This window comes from uncultured Phyllobacterium sp., from assembly GCF_902479695.1.
Taxonomy (GTDB): domain Bacteria; phylum Pseudomonadota; class Alphaproteobacteria; order Rhizobiales; family Rhizobiaceae; genus Phyllobacterium; species Phyllobacterium calauticae.
Genome location: NZ_CABSQF010000008.1, coordinates 1 through 16,583, shown reverse-complemented (window position 1 = coordinate 16,583; position 16,583 = coordinate 1). Strand labels below are relative to the sequence as shown.

At 56.4% G+C, this 16,583-nt stretch carries 13 protein-coding genes; 11 read left to right on the top strand and 2 right to left on the bottom strand.

The genetic code is table 11. From position 1 onward, the window contains the following. Nucleotides 1-5: 5 nt before the first annotated feature. Nucleotides 6-1,133 carry a P1 family peptidase gene (locus RDL77_RS06840; RefSeq protein ID WP_288192281.1) on the bottom strand — a complete coding sequence of 376 codons (1,128 nt, stop codon included), beginning with the start codon at nucleotides 1,131-1,133 and terminating at the stop codon, nucleotides 6-8. Between the two features lie 113 nt (nucleotides 1,134-1,246). Here RDL77_RS06840 and RDL77_RS06835 point away from each other — a divergent pair, with 113 nt between their 5' ends. From RDL77_RS06835 to RDL77_RS06805, 7 genes are all read left to right on the top strand, one after another. Further along, complete coding sequence (locus RDL77_RS06835) at nucleotides 1,247-2,377, top strand: ABC transporter substrate-binding protein (RefSeq protein ID WP_288192280.1); 1,131 nt, start codon at nucleotides 1,247-1,249, stop codon at nucleotides 2,375-2,377. Continuing rightward, on the top strand, nucleotides 2,374-2,577 hold the full coding sequence (locus tag RDL77_RS06830) for a hypothetical protein (protein ID WP_288192279.1): 204 nt from the start codon (nucleotides 2,374-2,376) through the stop codon (nucleotides 2,575-2,577). Before RDL77_RS06835 ends, RDL77_RS06830 begins: the two co-directional genes overlap by 4 nt. Nucleotides 2,578-2,687: 110 nt before the next feature. Then, on the top strand, nucleotides 2,688-3,626 hold the full coding sequence (locus RDL77_RS06825) for an ABC transporter permease (RefSeq protein WP_288192278.1): 939 nt from the start codon (nucleotides 2,688-2,690) through the stop codon (nucleotides 3,624-3,626). Next, nucleotides 3,623-5,161, top strand: coding sequence for an ATP-binding cassette domain-containing protein (locus RDL77_RS06820; RefSeq protein ID WP_288192277.1), 1,539 nt, complete (start codon nucleotides 3,623-3,625; stop codon nucleotides 5,159-5,161). The genes RDL77_RS06825 and RDL77_RS06820 overlap by 4 nt, the downstream gene beginning before the upstream one ends. 33 nt (nucleotides 5,162-5,194) lie before the next feature. Then, entirely contained in the window at nucleotides 5,195-6,139 is a 945-nt protein-coding gene (locus RDL77_RS06815) for a MurR/RpiR family transcriptional regulator (RefSeq protein ID WP_223614513.1), read from the top strand. Between the two features lie 194 nt (nucleotides 6,140-6,333). Further along, nucleotides 6,334-7,128, top strand: a complete 795-nt coding sequence (locus RDL77_RS06810; protein WP_223614512.1) for a DeoR/GlpR family DNA-binding transcription regulator — start codon at nucleotides 6,334-6,336, stop codon at nucleotides 7,126-7,128. Nucleotides 7,129-7,212: 84 nt separating this feature from the next. Further along, nucleotides 7,213-9,690 (top strand): FAD-dependent oxidoreductase, encoded by a 2,478-nt coding sequence (locus RDL77_RS06805; RefSeq protein WP_288192276.1) that lies wholly within the window; start codon nucleotides 7,213-7,215, stop codon nucleotides 9,688-9,690. On the opposite strand, the gene RDL77_RS06800 is transcribed toward RDL77_RS06805, so the two are convergent. Further along, nucleotides 9,687-10,559: a LysR substrate-binding domain-containing protein gene (locus RDL77_RS06800; protein ID WP_288192275.1), complete on the bottom strand. Its 873-nt coding sequence runs from the start codon at nucleotides 10,557-10,559 to the stop codon at nucleotides 9,687-9,689. The genes RDL77_RS06805 and RDL77_RS06800 overlap by 4 nt on opposite strands. Before the next feature lie 146 nt (nucleotides 10,560-10,705). On the opposite strand from RDL77_RS06800, the gene RDL77_RS06795 reads away from it, so the two are divergent. From RDL77_RS06795 to phnY, 4 genes are all read left to right on the top strand, one after another. Then, complete coding sequence (locus RDL77_RS06795) at nucleotides 10,706-12,376, top strand: Na/Pi cotransporter family protein (protein WP_288192274.1); 1,671 nt, start codon at nucleotides 10,706-10,708, stop codon at nucleotides 12,374-12,376. Between the two features lie 150 nt (nucleotides 12,377-12,526). Continuing rightward, nucleotides 12,527-13,729 (top strand): 2-aminoethylphosphonate--pyruvate transaminase, encoded by a 1,203-nt coding sequence (locus RDL77_RS06790; RefSeq protein WP_288192384.1) that lies wholly within the window; start codon nucleotides 12,527-12,529, stop codon nucleotides 13,727-13,729. Nucleotides 13,730-13,756: 27 nt separating this feature from the next. After that, complete coding sequence (gene phnA, locus RDL77_RS06785; RefSeq protein WP_288192273.1) at nucleotides 13,757-15,013, top strand: phosphonoacetate hydrolase; 1,257 nt, start codon at nucleotides 13,757-13,759, stop codon at nucleotides 15,011-15,013. Nucleotides 15,014-15,032: 19 nt separating this feature from the next. Then, a complete protein-coding gene (phnY, locus tag RDL77_RS06780) occupies nucleotides 15,033-16,490 on the top strand; it encodes a phosphonoacetaldehyde dehydrogenase (protein WP_288192272.1) in 1,458 nt (485 codons plus the stop codon). Nucleotides 16,491-16,583 lie beyond the last annotated feature (93 nt).

The following is a 16,583-nucleotide window of genomic DNA, read 5'->3' as shown; positions in this document are numbered from 1 at the left end:
ATTGATCAACTATCTGCCATTGTATTTCTGGCTGCTGCCAGAACCTGCAACAGGCGGTTGGGATCAATGGCTTTGCAGATGCTGCCTTTGCGCGGTTTGAGGCAAGTCATGTCCTCTGCTGCCAGCATTGCATTAATGACGGCTTCATCGATCGCATCGACCGCCGCAAGATATACCGGGTTGAGCCAGTCGTCGGGAATGCATTCCATCCGGCGCGAAGCGGTGGCGAGTTCGCGTCTGGTAAAGGCATTGGCAGTGGTGAAGGCAAGGAAAATGTCCCCAGAGCTGTTGCCGCCGGGACTACCGCTGCGGGAAATGCCAATCCCGCCACGCTGAGCGATACGTTCGAGTTGATTTGGCAAGAGCGGGATATCGGTTGCAATGACGGCGATGATCGAACCTTGCTCGGCATCGTACATCCGGTTCTCGCGAAGATGTCGGCCGACTGGGACCCCGAGCATGGTCAACCAGTCGCGTAATCCATAATTCGCCTGTACCAAGACACCGACAGTGTAGTCTTGCCCCGCAAGACGTACGATCCGGGAGGCCGTACCGGTGCCGCCTTTGAACTCATAGGCGATCATGCCGGTGCCGCCCCCGACATTGCCCTCCGCGAGTGACCCGGATGTTGCTGCCGCGAGCGCCTGCATCACGTGTTCCTCCCGCACATGCTGGCCATTGATGTCATTCAGCACACCATCATAGGTTTCAGCCACGACGGGCATGGCCCAGACGTGATCGGTGAGGAATTCCTCAGCGTACTCGCGGATCATCCATTTCGTGGCGGCAGCGTGTACGGCTCCGACGCTGTGGGTGTTGGTAAGGCAGATTGGCCCCGAAAAATGGCCGGCATGGCGTATCCAGTGACTACCGGTCATCTCGCCGTTGCCGTTTAGCGCGTGGATGCCTGCCCATACGGGTTGCATCTCTTTTGTGTTCCTGCGCGGCAGGATGGCTGTAACGCCCGTACGCACTGGACCTTCGCCGACACGCAGCGGCCCATCGCCCTCGATGATCGTCCGATAGCCGACCGTCACGTTCGGCACATCGGTAATCGCATTCCAGATACCCGTGCGGCCCTGGAAGTCCAGTTCCAGCTCGCGGCCGCGCCGTTTTCTCTCCTGCCTCTCCATCGTTCCCCCAAATTTTGATATGTAAATAACATGCATTGAAATTTAGGTTATATTTATATCGCTGTAAAGTGGAAACTGGCCAGAAGAGCCATAACCAGAGAAGGGCAAGTTGCATGAAACGGAAGTACATCATCCCAGCATGTGCCCTTGTAGCTCTGCTGTTGTCGAATGCGGTCTCGGCCGAGGAATTGATCCGCATCGGTTCACCGTATGTGACGACGACGCTCGACCCGATCCGCTCGGCATCGGCCGGAAACATCGAAGCCTTCGGCCAACTCTATGCACGACTCTTACGCCGCGACCCGTCCGGCCAACGCCAGCCGGGGCTTGCTGAAAAATGGACGATTTCCAAAGACGGGTTGGAGCTTACCTTTACGCTTCGTGCAGCAAAATTTTCCAACGGCGTTCCGATCACAGGAGACGATGTCGTCTTCAGTCTGACGCGCGCAATGAGCGATAAGAAATCAGTCTATAGCGCTACGCTGGCGGCCGTCGAACGTGTCACCGCTGAGGGCGGGAATATCGTGAAAGTCAAATTGAAGTATCGCTTCGCGCCGGCTCTGGACAACCTCGAGGTCTTCAACACCGGCATCGTCTCGAAGACGGACGTCGAAACTCGCGGCGACAAAGCTTTTACCGATAAGCCTGTTTCCTCAGGTCCCTATGTGGTACGGGAATGGCGTCCGAACGACCGACTGATCCTTGAGCCGAATACGAATTATTGGCGCGGGGGCTATCCAAAGAACAGCGGCGCCGAATTCATTGAGGTTGCCAACCCGAACACCCGCGTGTCCATGCTGATGTCTGGGGAGCTGGACGCGGTGCGCGATGTCCCGTGCGCACAGCTCGAAAACGTCGGTGCGCGCGATACTCTGCGAGACGCATTGGAACCATCGACCATCATATATATGACACTCCTCAACGAACGACGCCCTCCATTCAACAACGTCAAGATTCGGCAGGCAGCCGCGCATGCTCTGAATGTCTCTGCCATCACCAAGGCCATGACCGAAGGTCACGGCACACCCGCCAACACGACGCTGCCCGATGCTCTCGACTACCACGCCAAGGACCTGCCCGTCGTTGCATACGATCCTAAGCTGGCGCGAATGTTGCTCACTGACGGTGGATACGATGGCAAGGAACTGACGATCCCGATCTTGCCGTGCGTTGGGCGATCTGCGGCACTTGCGGCACGCACAGTTTCCATACCTACTATGACAATCCTAAGGTCAATGAGTTGACTGAACAGGCGGTGCGCGAACTCGAGCCGACCAAGCGTGACGTGCTCTATCGCGAGATCCAGAGGATATCGACCGAAGAGGTCGCTCAGATTCCCCTCTACTATCCGCCATATGCCAACGCTTATGCCAAGACCCTTGAAGGCCTCTCCCTCAGCCCTTCGTTGCAATGGTCTCTCGAAGAGGCTGTTCTGGCCAGATAGACCCGAACGACTGCCGCGCGGCGCGGTTGATTGGCTTTTCTTGCCGGAACGGGTGCCGTTCCGGCTCACCGGCAAAACCTGCGTTCAACGCAAAAACCAGTGGATCCAGTATGGCATTTCTAGCGATTCTTGCGAGACGGCTGCTTTCGACCTTCCCGGTGATAGTCGGCATCACTTTGGCCAGCTTTCAGCTTGTGCATCTGTCACCGGGCGATCCGGCCCGTCTCCTGCTTGGGGACCGGGCTAGCGAAGAGGCCGTGACACAATTGCGCAATCAACTCGGGCTCAACAACGGCCTCGTCGAGCAGTATACCACTTACCTCGGGAACTTGTTGCGAGGCGACCTAGGCTGCTCGCTCCGTTTCCAGAAACCCGTATTCGAGCTCATCTGGCAATTCCTCCCGCCGACGCTTTTCCTCGTCACCTACGTTTTGGTCATCAGCATTCCGCTCACCCTAGTGCTGGCTGTGGTTGCCGCACGAAATCACAATCGGTGGTCCGATCAGGCAATCCGATTAGGTGTTATCGTTGGTATAACCTTTCCGGTTTTCTGGTTGGCGTTGATGATGTCGCGATATTTCGGGGTAGAGTTGGGCTGGTTTCCCGTAAGCAGTTATGGTGAGGGCCTGTTTAGTCATCTCCGCCACCTGTTTCTGCCCGCCGTCAGCACCGCGCTATGGCTGGTGCCGCTGCTGCTGCGCAATCTGCGGGCGACACTGATCCAAGAAATGGAGGCGGACTATATCGTTGCCGGTCGTTCGAAGGGCTTGACGGAGGGAACGAACTTCACCCGTCATATTCTGGTCAACTCGCTGGTTCCCACGCTCAATCTGCTCGGCGTCATGCTTGCCTATCTGATTGGCGGCGCTGTCGTGGTCGAGATCGTCTATGCAGTTCCCGGTATCGGGACACTGATGGTCAATTCGGTACTCGGGCGCGATTTCCACGTCATCCAAGGACTCACCATGGTCTACGCGTTGCTGACCGTGCTGATCACTCTGACCGTCGATGTGCTCTCCTCACTGATAGACCCGAGGGTCAAGCTATGAGTATTGTTGACTTCCTCGCTCGCAAGGGCGCGCTCGAATTTTCCCTCGGCGTTGCCATCCTGTTGTTCCTCCTCCTGCTTGCCCCGCCGTCCGTCCATCATCCGTTCGGCGCCGATCATCTCGGCCGTGACGTTTTAAGTCGCACCATCCATGCAATTCGCATCGACCTCTGGATGGGCTTGGCGGGGGTAGTCATGCCACTGGTGCTCGGCACGTTCGCGGGCCTTGCCGCCGGCCATTTTGGCAACTGGACAGATGTCGTTCTCTCACGACTCATCGACGTGACCATCGCGTTTCCCTTCTTCGTGCTTGTCATTGCGATCGTCAGCCTCATGGGACCTGTGCTCACTAACTACTTCGTCGCGCTGGCGCTGGTCAGCTGGGTTTCCTATGCACGACTGGTGCGCGCGCAAACCGCGATCCTACGCGACAAGGATTACGTGCTGGCAGCCAAGGTGCTCGGCTATTCCACTCCGGTTATCCTCGCACGTCACCTCATGCCCTCCATACTGCCGATGGTCCTCGTCTACGCGACCACTGACGTTGTCATGATCGTACTCGCCGGCGCGAGCCTCGGCTTCCTCGGCCTCGGTGTACAGCCCCCGACACCCGAATGGGGCGCAATGATCGCCGAGGGCCAGCCATATGTGGTTGACGCCTGGTGGATTTGCCTGTTCTCAGGTCTCGCCGCCATCCTCTTGGGCTTCGGTTTTGTTCGTCAGCGACGGGCTTGGAAGGATGATGCAGCAATGAGCGATGCTCCCCCTTCTCTCCTCTCCGTCCAGGGCCTTACCGTCTCATTCGGTGCCCTGTCCGTCGTTCACAACGTGAGTTTCGACCTGAGGCCCGGCGAGGTGCTCGCGATCGTCGGCGAAAGCGGCTCGGGCAAGAGCACCATAGCGAAGGCTCTGACGCGATTGGTCGTGCCGTCGGGCGGACATATTCTCTTCCGCGGCGACGACATCAATCGACTGAAAGGTGCAGGGCTTTCCGCCTATCGCCGCCGCGTGCAGATGGTCTTTCAGAACCCGTTCGATTCGCTCAATCCGGCGATGACAGTGCTCGACGCCATCGCTGAGCCGCTCCGTCGCCACGGTATTTCAGGGGCCGCCGAAGCTCGCCGCCGGGCACTTGGCATGATGCGGCAAGTGGAGCTACCTGAGGAGTTCGCCCATCGCCGCCCGCGGCAGCTTTCTGGCGGACAGTGCCAGCGTGTAGGGATCGCGCGCGCGCTGATATTATATCCGGAAGTGCTGGTCGCCGATGAGATCACCTCGGCCTTGGACGTTACGATTCAAGCCCAGATCATCCGTCTTCTCGCCCGGCTGCGGCGCGAGCGCAACCTGACGGTGATCTATATCTCCCACGACCTTGACGTCGTGCGGAAACTCTGCGATCGCATCGCAGTCTTCCGCACTGCGCGACTGGTGGAGACGGGCGAGACATCGACAGTGCTCGATCGGCCTCAAAGCGAATATACGGCGTTGCTCCGCGATTCCGTACCGCGTATGGATGTCGAGACCGGGTACGTCTGATGAAGCCGGTAGGATGCAGATCGGGAGGAAAGCATGGGCGCTGACAGCTCCAAGCGCGCCACCAAGCGCGGCCTTGAAACGGATCTCAATACAATCCTTGAGCGGGGACTTGCGGGTGAGGATATGGGATGGTCGCGCTCGGCGCGAATGATCGCTTCGCACCTGCGCGACAACTGGGACAGTCTGCCCTACGAGACTGGTGCCTCTCTTGCCGCAGCACTGGGACTCAGCGAGATGACGGTAATCCGCTTCATTCGCCAGCTCGGCTACGCCAACCTCAAGGATTTCAAAGAGGCGCTGAAGCCTGCTCCTGGCACAGAGGCAGTCGGCATGGACAACGTCTTCAAGCGCCTGAGGCTCGATTCGCTGGGCGAACAGACTCTGGAAAAGAGCCTTGAGCGCGAGCTGGAGGCCATCACCGAAGCCTACAAGCTGGCGACGCTGCCACGCTGGCGGTATTGCGTTGAGGCATTGGCCAACTCGCAGTTCGTGACCGTGGTGGGGTTCCAGGCGTCGCGAGGGATGGCCATCGATTTTGCGAGCAGGCTGCAATATGTTCGGCCGAGGGTGCGTTTTGCCGATAACCATACCGGTGTTTTCGCCGAGATATTCGACATGGTTGGCGAGAGCCATTGCCTCTTGTTGCTTGACACCTACGCCTACGCGCGGACGGGCGTTCTACTTGCGCGGAAGGCGCAGGAAATGGGCATGCCACTGATCATCGTTACGGACAAGTTCACCAATTGGGCCTACGACTATACCGATCTCGTGCTCCAGGGAGAAACCTTTGTCGAGACCTTCTGGGACTCGTCGGCCAGCCTCACGGTGATTCTCAATCTGCTGATCGATTCGGTGGCAAAGCAGCGCAGCAAGACAGTTCAGGAGCGTGTCGAAGCGATGCGCGAACTCGGCCGACATTTCGACGAGTTCGACATGATCCGCGCAGTTCACGATCGGCCTGGGCGGTTGGCTGAGTAAGGGCCTGTCGCATCCTGTTCGGCATCAAGCCTTAGCTCAGCCGTTGCAACAGAACCGTCGGCACCTGCAAGTATTGTGTTGCAAAATGTGATATCTATTGCACTGTTAGCGTATGACCGTTGCGATTCATCCCGATGTCCAACCATTTATAGTGGCACCTTTAAACGAGGGCAGCATGCGGGCAATTTATAATCATGTCTGAATCACACAATCACGCAAACAAAGCGCTTGCTCCGCGCCGACACGACGAAATCCTGAGGCGAATTGCTTCCGATGGATCTGTGAGCATTGCCGATTTGTCGGCATTTTTTGAGGTGTCACGCGAAACAATACGAAGAGATCTCAAACTCCTGGGCGACAAGGGGCAACTTGAACTTATTCACGGCGGAGCCGTACGCTTTGATGCAATTGAGCCGGGTTTAGGCGAACGGACCCGGGAAAACGCGCAAGGCAAGCGTGTTATCGGAGGAATTGCGGCGGCGTTGGTCGAGGATGGTATGGTCGTCTTCCTTGACTCCGGAACCACGACTTTTGCAGTTGCCCATGCACTGGCTGGTTCGCGTTTGAATTTGACCGTATGCACTTCCAGTCTCGCGATTGCTTTGTTCTTGTGCCATCAGCCAAACATCAAGGCTCACATTCTCGGAGGTGAAATCGATCCGCGGGAGGAGGCTGCAGCTGGTTTGGATGTGTTGCAGGCTGTCGAGCGTTTTCGGATCGATATCGCGTTTCTGGGGGGAGGGGCCGTATCGCCGGATGGAGATATTACCGATTTTACAACGGCCGGCTCCTTGTTGCGCTCGCAAATGATTTCTAAGGCGCACAAGGCATATTTCGTTCTTGATAGCTCGAAGTTTGGGCGTCTGACGCCGATGAAGATTTCAAACACTGTGAAGGCGGCTGGAATCATTACGGATCGGCGACCCAAGGATGTTCTATTGAATGTTCTGGTTGAAAGGGGCGTGGATCTCCTGTTTCCATTACGCTGAATGTTGCATTATGTGATATTTATTGTTGATATGTTGCATTTTGCTGCGTAGGATGATTCATCTCTTTTTGATGGGTGGATCGTCATGACGAAAGCATTTCCAACACAGGCACGTGTAGTCATCATCGGTGGGGGCATTATCGGTTGTTCTGTCGCCTATCACCTGACCAAACTTGGCTGGACCGATGTGGTTCTCCTGGAACAGGGCCAGCTCAGTGGAGGCACCACGTGGCACGCAGCAGGCCTTGTCGGGCAGCTTCGCAGCCATGCCAACATGACAGGCCTAATCAAATATTCGACCAAACTCTACAGCGAACTGGAGGCTGAAACCGGTCTTGCAACCGGCTGGAAGAACTGCGGTTCGCTTGCCGTTGCCCGCACGCAGGACCGCATGACTGTCCTGAAGCGTACCGCCGCCTCGGCGCGTGCTCAGGGTGTTGACGTGGATGTCGTTTCACCAAGGGAAGCCGCGGATATCTGGCCTGTCATGGCATCGGACGATCTGGTTGGCGCTGTCTGGCTGCCTGGCGACGGCAAGGCCAATCCCACCGATCTGACGCAGTCGCTTGCCAAGGGAGCCCGCAATCGCGGTGCGCGTGTCATCGAGCGGGTCAAGGTCTCCGGTATCACCGTCAAAAACGGCGTTGCCTGTGGGGTGGAGACTGATCAAGGCAATATTGCTGCTGACGTCGTGGTGAACTGTGCGGGCCAATGGGCCCGGCAGGTCGGTCTGATGTGCGGTGTGTCTGTTCCGCTGCATTCCGCTGAGCACATGTATATCGTGACCGGAAAGATCGACGGCGTTCATCCCGATCTTCCAGTGCTGCGCGATCCCGATGGTTTCATCTATTTCAAGGAAGAAGTCGGCGGTCTTGTCATGGGCGGGTTTGAGCCGGAGGCCAAGCCGTGGGGAATGAGCGGCATTCCGGAGAACTTTGAATTCGCACTGCTGCCGGACGACTGGGATCAATTCGAAATACTGATGCAGAATGCGCTGATCCGGGTGCCGCAGCTGGAACATGCGGAGGTGCGCAAATTCTACAACGGCCCAGAGAGCTTTACGCCCGATAACAACTTCATTCTTGGCGAAGCGCCGGAATTGAAGAATTTCTTTGTTGGCGCAGGTTTCAATTCGATGGGTATTGCCAGCGCCGGCGGCGCGGGCAGGGCACTGGCCGAATGGATCGTCAATGGCGCCCCAACCATGGATTTGTGGCCGGTCGATATCCGCCGTTTTGCCTCGTTTAACAACAATCCGCGATGGCTGCATGACCGGGTCAAGGAAACGCTTGGCCTGCACTACGCCATGCCCTGGCCAAATCGTGAGCTCGATACGGCTCGTCCCTTCCGCCGCTCGCCGCTTTATGACCGTCTTGCTGCCAAAGGTGCATGCTTTGGTTCGAAAATGGGATGGGAACGGGCAAACTGGTTTGCCGCGGCGGATGAAAAGCCGCAAACACAATATGCCTTTGGCCGACAGAACTGGCATGAGGCGGTGAAGCGCGAAATGAAGGCGACCCGCGAAACAGTGGCGCTCTTTGACCAGACGTCTTTCGCAAAACTGTTGGTACAGGGACGGGACGCAGGCGTTGTACTCAACCGCATTTGCGCCGCCGACGTCGATGTTGAAATTGGCCGCTCAGTCTATACCGGCATGCTGAACGAACGCGGCGGCTATGAAACTGATCTGACGGTGATGCGGCTTGCGGCCGATAAATTCCTCATCGTGACAGGCTCGGCTCAGGCGGTGCATGACGCTGATTGGATCCGCAGGAATACGCCGGAAGGTTCGCATGCCTGTCTCACGGATGTTACCTCCTCTTACTCCGTTCTTGCGCTGATGGGCCCAAACTCCCGCGCTGTTCTCAGTAAAGTCACGTCAGCGGATTTGTCGAACGAGGGCTTTCCCTTCGCGACGATCCGCGAAATCGACATCGGCTATGCCACAGCCTACGCCAACCGTATGACCTATGTCGGCGAACTCGGCTGGGAACTCATCGTGCCGACGGAATTTGCCGTTGGTGTTTACGAGACATTGCACGAAGCGGGGCGCGAACTGGGGCTCATCGATGCGGGTTACTATGCACTTGAAGCACTGCGCCTCGAGAAGGGCTTTCGTGCCTGGAGCCGCGAGCTAACGCCTGACATCAATCCTTTCGAAGCCGGTCTTAGCTTTGCTGTCGCCTTGGACAAGCCTGGCGGTTTCATCGGGAAGGACGCGCTGGTCAAGGCAAGGGAAGGCGGCGTGCCACACCGGCGTATTGTGCAGTTTACGGTAGATCATAGCGTCCCGATGCTTTGGGGCGGCGAGCTGATATTGCGCGATGGCAAACCGGTTGGCGAGGTTCGCTCGGGCGCCTATGGCCATACGCTTGGCCGTTCAGTGGCGCTTGGATTGATCGAACATCCGGATGGTGTCAGCAAGGAGTTCATCGAAAGCGGCAGCTTCTCGATCGATCTGGCGGGCGAACTTTACCCGGCGACAGCGCATATGCGCAGTCCCTATGATCCTAAGTCTGACCGGGTGAAGGTCGATATCGTGACGGTACAGGCAGCCGCTTAGGCTGCCGGTCCCAGTGACTTGGCGATGTCGAGAAAGACACGCACCAGTTTGCCTGCGCTGCGCTCGCGCAGGCAGATGAGTGCTTCGTCCATCAGCACGTCCGGCCCGGCGATGGGGATCTGCACAAGACGATTATCCTTGCCAAACTCGGCGGATGACACAAAGCCAACGCCAGCGCCGGATGCCACGATTTCACGGACGGCCTCGCGGCCTTCCGCCTCGATGGCTGGCTTGAGGTCAAAGCCCATGCTGGCAGCGCGCTCCTGCAATTTTTGCCGGGTTTTCGAGCCGCGCTCGCGCATGACCAACGGGAAATGTGTCAGCTCTTCCAGTGTAAGTGATTTTGCTGTGGCGAGCGGATGTTCGGTAGAGACAAAGGCGACGATAGGGGTTGAATTGAGCTTGAGTATTTCAAAATCACGCCCGGTAGGGACCTCGCCCAGGACGCCAATATCGGCCTCATAGCTATAGAGGCTGCTGATCACAGTCTCGGTATTGCCTGCGCGTACGGAAACCTGAATGCCTGGATATCGCTCGCGAAATGTGCCGAGAATGTGCAGGAGATGATGCGCCGCATCGGCGACGATCCGCAACGTCCCTGCGCGCAGGGCGCGAGATTCTGAGAGAAGTTCCAGTGCCTGCTGCTCCGTATCGAACATGCGGTGGGTTATTTCCAGAAGCCGTTGCCCGGCTTCCGTCAGGGTCACCTGCTTCTTGTTCCGATTGAACAGCAGGATGTCATATTCTTCTTCGAGCTTGCGCACCTGATCGGAAATCGCCGGCTGGGTCAGGAACAGCATCTCGGCCGCACGGGAAAATCCGCCGTAGATTGCCACATGGTGAAAGGCACGAAGCTGAACGTAGCGCATAATATCTCCCAAGCAGTTCAGCGCGAACTTATCATAAGTTTTGTTAATATAAATATCGAAACTAACGATTTGATTTATGTGCAGGCTCAATTGAGTCTGTAATGGGATCAGTCGCCTCTCGCACGGTTCCGGAGGGAGCCGTTGTTATGCAGTTTTCACTAGTCCTTCTCCATCTTTCCGGTGCAACGATGCTGTTGCTGTGGGCTGTCCGTATGGTTCGAACCGGCGTTGAGCGCGCTTTTGAATCCAGTTTGCGTGAAGCGCTGCGTGGCACAAGGAACAGTAAGATCAAGGCTGCCGCAGCGGGCGCAGCACTTGCTGTGGTGCTGCAAAGTTCAACGGCGGTCGCCGTTCTTGCGTCCGGCTTTGCCGCCAGCGGTGTTCTGGTGGTTTCGATGGGGCTTGCGATCCTACTCGGAGCCGATCTTGGTTCGGCGATGGTGGTACAGATACTGTCCTTTGATCTCAGTTGGATGATTCCAGTCTTGTTGCTGGCCGGTGGAACCCTCTTTCTCAAGTTTGAGTCGCGGTTGATTGTTCAAATTGGACGCATTCTGCTTGGAATAGCATTCATTCTTTTGTCGCTGCACATGATTGCCGAGGCAACCGCGCCCTTGCGGCACAGCGAATTTTTGCCGGTAGCGATAGGCTATCTCAAGGAGGATTATCTGACAGCATTTTTCGTGGCAGCACTTTTCACCTGGCTGATCCATTCCAGCGTTGCTGCAATCCTCTTGTTTGTTACATTTGCGATGCAGGGTCTTTTGCCTACAGAGGTAGGATTCGTCTTTATACTGGGCGCCAACCTTGGTGGAGGTTTGATCGGGTTTTGGCTGACACGCGGTCAGGGCTTGGAAGCCCGGCGATTGCCCCTTGGCAATCTCATATTTCGCGGCATCGCCGCTGTGATTGCGCTGATAATACTGCATCTGACGGCTGTCCCCCTTGACCTGCTTGGGACGAACCAGGCGCGCCAGCTCGTTAATTTTCACCTGGCATTCAATCTTGGTTTGCTTGTTTTCTGTCTTCCATTGACCGGGCTTGTCGAACGGCTTGTTTTGCTGATGCTTCCCGATATTGCGCCTCAGAAAAGCGATGTGAATGACCTGACCTCGCAGCGCATAAGCGCGCTAGATAGGACAGTCATTCGGATTGCGAGTTTGGCCTTGGCAAGTGCAACGCGTGAGGTTTTGCATATGGGCGAGGTGGTTGAGATTATGCTGCAGCCGGTGATGAAACTCCTTGACACCGGTACAAAGGCACAGATCGAACAGGCTCAAAAGTTGGACATCAAGGTGAATCGCGCTCACACCGATATCAAGCTCTATATCGCCGAAATCAACCGTGGAATCATGACCGCGCTAGAAGCGCAGCGGGGCATCGAGTTGATAGACTTCTGTATCAATCTCGAACGGGCCGGAGATATTATTGCCAAGAATCTTCTGGTTCTTGCGCTCGAAAAAAATGAGAAGGATTTGCATTTTTCAAAGGCCGGCTGGTCGGAATTGACTGCAATTCACGAGCGCGTCCTCGTCAATATGCAACTCGCAATGAATGTACTGGTTTCGGGGGATGTGGTTTCAGCGCGGCAACTCGTCATAGAAAAAGAGCGGATGCGCAAGCTCGAACGCCAAAGCCACGAACGGCATTTGCATCGTTTGCAATCCGGTGCGCAGGAGAGCATCGAAACCAGCGATATTCATCTGGAAGCAGTACGGGCGTTCAAAGAGATCAACTCTCTATTTGCCTCGGCGGCCTATCCGATCCTGACCCAGAATGGTCATCTGCTGGAAAGCCGGCTGGCTCAACCCGCCTGACCAGTTTTCATGCCGAACCGGGTTGTCTTAATTCATGCGCGATCTATCGATTAGATTTATACATAGATACAAAATAACGATTTTACATATATATCGTATCCATGGGAGATGATGGACAAGAGCACTTCATGTCAGTCAGGAGGAATGACAATGTTGACCGGAAGCCAGACTACAGCGGTAACCCCATTCGAAACGCCAGAGCTTGGCGAACCATATCTTCTGACACCCGGTCCGCTCACTACCTCCTATGCTGTCAAGCAGGCGATGCTGCGTGACTGGGGTTCGTGGGATGGCGATTTTCGCGCCATGACCGCGGAAATGCGCCGCCGCCTCCTCGCGCTGACCGGCGACAAAAATGATGAGTTTGACTGTATTCCTATGCAGGGAAGCGGCACATTCGCCGTTGAGGCCATGCTGGGCAGTTTCCTGGCACGGGATAGTAAAACGCTTGTTTTGGTCAATGGAGCGTATGGCCAACGTATTGCACAAACGCTGGACTATCTTGGCCGGGCCCATACCGTGATCGATAAGGGCGACTACATGCCCCCACGCGGAAGTGAGGTTGCGGCTGCGCTCGACGCCGATCCCGCCATTACCCATGTGATCATCGTCCACTGCGAGACCAGCTCCGGCATCCTTAATCCGGTGCACGAGATTTCGGAGACGGTCTATGCCAAGGGGCGCAAGCTGCTGATCGACTCGATGAGTGCATTCGGTGCCATCTCGCTCGATGTGAACGAAATCCGCTATGAGGCCATGGTCTCTTCCGCCAACAAATGCATCGAAGGTGTACCTGGCTTCGGCTTCATCATTGCCCGCAAGAGCGAACTGGAAGCCGCCAAGGGGCGCAGCCATTCACTGAGCCTCGATGTGCATGCGCAGTGGGCGCATCTGATCAAGACCGGGCAATGGCGCTATACGCCGCCGACGCACGTGGTTGCAGCCTTTCTGGTAGCACTGCGCCAGCACGAAGTGGAAGGTGGTGTTGCCGGACGCGGTGCGCGCTACGCAAACAACCGCGATGTGATGGTCGCAGGAATGCGCGAACTTGGCTTTGAAACCCTGCTCAAGGACCGCTGGCTCTCGCCGATCATCGTCACCTTCTTCAATCCTGCCCATCCGGACTTTTCGTTCGATCGCTTCTATGAACTGATGAAAGACAAGGGCTTTATCATTTATCCCGGCAAATTGACCGTCGTGGACAGCTTCCGTGTTGGCTGCATCGGCCGCATGGACGAACACGTCATGCGCCGCGTCGTCAAGGCTGCCAGAGAATCCCTGCGCGAGATGGGTGTTGATACGGCGGCGCCTCCTGCCGCCGCTATCGCCGAACGCGCCAAACTTGCCGCCTGAACCGCTTCATAAACAAGGATTATTCCGATGAACCAGATGTCCCCCGTCAATGTCAGCGTCAACGGCCGTAATTATGCTTGGCCGCGCGTGACGGCCATCGCAATCTGCCTCGACGGTTGCGAGCCTGCTTATCTCGATGAGGCGATCAAAGCGGGGCTGATGCCGGCTCTGGTCAAAATCAAGGAGAAGGGCACTGTTCGCATGGCCCATAGCGTCATCCCGAGCTTTACCAACCCCAACAACATGTCGATTGCCACCGGGCGCCCGCCATCTGTGCACGGCATTTGCGGCAATTATCTCTACGAGCGCGAGACGGGCAAGGAAGTGATGATGAACGATCCGCGCTTCCTGCGTGCGCCGACCATCTTCAAAGCCTATTACGATGCCGGTGCACGCGTGGCTGTCGTCACGGCGAAGGATAAGCTACGTGCCTTGCTTGGCCATGGTCTGGCGTTCGATGAGGATCGCGCAATCTGCTTCTCGTCAGAAAAGTCTGACAAATCAACCAAGGCGGAGCACGGTATCGACAACGCGTCGGCATGGCTGGGCAGACCTGTCCCGGAGGTCTATTCGGCGGAATTGTCGGAGTTTGTGTTTGCGGCCGGTGTCAAGCTGCTGAAAACCTTCAAACCTGACGTGATGTATCTGACCACCACGGACTATGTGCAGCACAAATATGCACCGGGTGTTCCCGAGGCCAATGCATTCTATGAGATGTTCGACAAATACCTGGCTGAACTTGACACCTTGGGTGCGGCGATTGTCGTTACGGCTGACCATGGCATGAAGCCCAAGCATAAGGCGGACGGATCGCCGGACGTTATTTATGTTCAGGATCTGCTCGACGATTGGCTGGGTAAGGATGCCGCTCGCGTCATTCTGCCGATCACCGACCCCTATGTCGTGCATCACGGCGCACTGGGTTCGTTCGCCACCGCGTATTTGCCGGACGAAGCCGATCAAGCCGATATCATGGCGCGTTTGGCGAAGATTGAAGGCATTGACGTGGTGCTCGACAATGCTGCTGCATGCGAGCGTTTCGAACTGCCCAATGATCGGATTGGTGACATTGTCTTTCTTTCCACGGAAAACAAGACGCTCGGCACCAGCGAGCACCGTCATGACCTTGCGGCATTGAACGAGCCATTGCGTTCGCACGGTGGTCTGACCGAGCAGGTGGTGCCCTTCATCGTCAACCGCAAATTGCCTGATCTGCCGAATGCTCCGGAGCTGCGCAATTTCGATGCCTTCCATTATGCCGCCATGGCCGCGGCCTTGGCGTAAGTCGCGGGGAAATAGGATCATGGTCAAAGTGGAAGCAGAGTTTAAAGTACGGCACGAGCCGATGCGCATTGCAGGGCGGAAGGTCGATGCAGACGATGTGATTGAGGTTCACTACCCCTATACCGGTGCCGTGATGGGTACCGTTCCGGCTGGCCGCACGGAGCATGCGCGGCAAGCTTTCCAGATCGCTGCGAATTACACGCCGAAGCTGACGCGTTATGAACGTCAGCAGATATTGTTTCGCACCGCCGAAGCGCTTGCCAGCCGCAGGGAAGAGATCGCCAATCTGATCACACTGGAACTGGGTATCTCCAAAGCCGATTCACTCTACGAGGTGGGCCGGGCTTATGATGTATTTACTCTGTCGGCGCAGATGTGCATTCAGGACGATGGTCAGATTTTTTCCTGTGATCTGACCCCGCACGGCAAGGCGCGGAAAATCTTTACCATGCGTGAGCCGTTGAAGGCGATCTCCGCGATCACGCCCTTCAATCATCCGCTCAACATGGTGTCGCACAAGATTGCTCCGGCTATCGCCACCAACAATTGCGTTGTCTGCAAGCCAACCGAACTGACGCCGATGACCGCCCTAGTGCTGGCCGATATTCTCTACGAAGCCGGTTTGCCACCGGAAATGCTGTCCGTTGTCACCGGGTGGCCGGCGGATATCGGCCTGGAAATGATCACCAATCCGAACATTGAGCTCATCACCTTCACCGGCGGCGTTCCTGTCGGCAAGATGATTGCCAGCACGGCGGGCTATAAGCGCGCCGTACTGGAACTTGGCGGCAATGATCCGCTCATCATCCTCAATGATCTGAGCGACGATGATCTTGCCAAAGCCGCTGATCTTGCAGTTGCCGGCGCGACCAAGAATTCCGGCCAACGGTGCACTGCGGTCAAGCGCATCCTGTGTCAGGGGAAGGTCGCTGACCGGTTCGTGCCGCTGGTGCTGGAACGGGCGAAGAAACTGCGCTTCGGTGATCCGATGGATCGCTCGACGGATCTTGGAACCGTTGTTCATGAAAGAGCTGCAGCTCTCTTCGAAGATCGCGTGCATATGGCGGCAGAACAGGGTGCCGATATCCTCTACAATCCCGGCCGGCAAGGTGCCTTGCTGCCGCCGATTGTTGTCGATCACGTGCCCCATGCTTCCGAGCTTGTCATGGAGGAAACCTTCGGTCCAATCATCCCGATTATCCGCGCTCCGGATGATGACGATGCTTTGATAGCGCTGTCCAATTCCACCGCCTTTGGCCTATCGTCGGGTGTATGCACCAATGATTTCCGCCGCATGCAGAAATACATTGCGGGTCTTCAGGTCGGCACGGTCAATATCTGGGAAGTCCCGGGCTATCGGATTGAAATGTCTCCCTTCGGCGGCATCAAGGATTCCGGAAATGGCTATAAGGAAGGCGTTTCCGAGGCCATGAAGAGTTACACGAATATCAAGACCTATTCATTGCCCTGGGCCTGAATGAAACCATTGTTTTTGACGCGAAAAGAGGGCGCAATGCGCTCTCTTTTCATTTGTAAATGCAGGATTTTCGCTGCTTTCATTGTCCGCCAC

What these genes read in the sequence shown, in the direction of transcription:
- RDL77_RS06835 (WP_288192280.1), top strand. Translation starts at nt 1,247, where the DNA reads ATGAAACGGAAGTACATCATCCCAGCATGTGCCCTTGTAGCTCTGCTG.
- RDL77_RS06805 (WP_288192276.1), top strand. Translation starts at nt 7,213, where the DNA reads ATGACGAAAGCATTTCCAACACAGGCACGTGTAGTCATCATCGGTGGG.
- RDL77_RS06815 (WP_223614513.1), top strand. Translation starts at nt 5,195, where the DNA reads ATGGGCGCTGACAGCTCCAAGCGCGCCACCAAGCGCGGCCTTGAAACG.
- RDL77_RS06825 (WP_288192278.1), top strand. Translation starts at nt 2,688, where the DNA reads ATGGCATTTCTAGCGATTCTTGCGAGACGGCTGCTTTCGACCTTCCCG.
- RDL77_RS06820 (WP_288192277.1), top strand. Translation starts at nt 3,623, where the DNA reads ATGAGTATTGTTGACTTCCTCGCTCGCAAGGGCGCGCTCGAATTTTCC.
- RDL77_RS06810 (WP_223614512.1), top strand. Translation starts at nt 6,334, where the DNA reads ATGTCTGAATCACACAATCACGCAAACAAAGCGCTTGCTCCGCGCCGA.
- RDL77_RS06840 (WP_288192281.1), bottom strand. Translation starts at nt 1,133, where the DNA reads ATGGAGAGGCAGGAGAGAAAACGGCGCGGCCGCGAGCTGGAACTGGAC.
- phnA (WP_288192273.1), top strand. Translation starts at nt 13,757, where the DNA reads ATGAACCAGATGTCCCCCGTCAATGTCAGCGTCAACGGCCGTAATTAT.
- phnY (WP_288192272.1), top strand. Translation starts at nt 15,033, where the DNA reads ATGGTCAAAGTGGAAGCAGAGTTTAAAGTACGGCACGAGCCGATGCGC.
- RDL77_RS06795 (WP_288192274.1), top strand. Translation starts at nt 10,706, where the DNA reads ATGCAGTTTTCACTAGTCCTTCTCCATCTTTCCGGTGCAACGATGCTG.
- RDL77_RS06790 (WP_288192384.1), top strand. Translation starts at nt 12,527, where the DNA reads ATGTTGACCGGAAGCCAGACTACAGCGGTAACCCCATTCGAAACGCCA.
- RDL77_RS06800 (WP_288192275.1), bottom strand. Translation starts at nt 10,559, where the DNA reads ATGCGCTACGTTCAGCTTCGTGCCTTTCACCATGTGGCAATCTACGGC.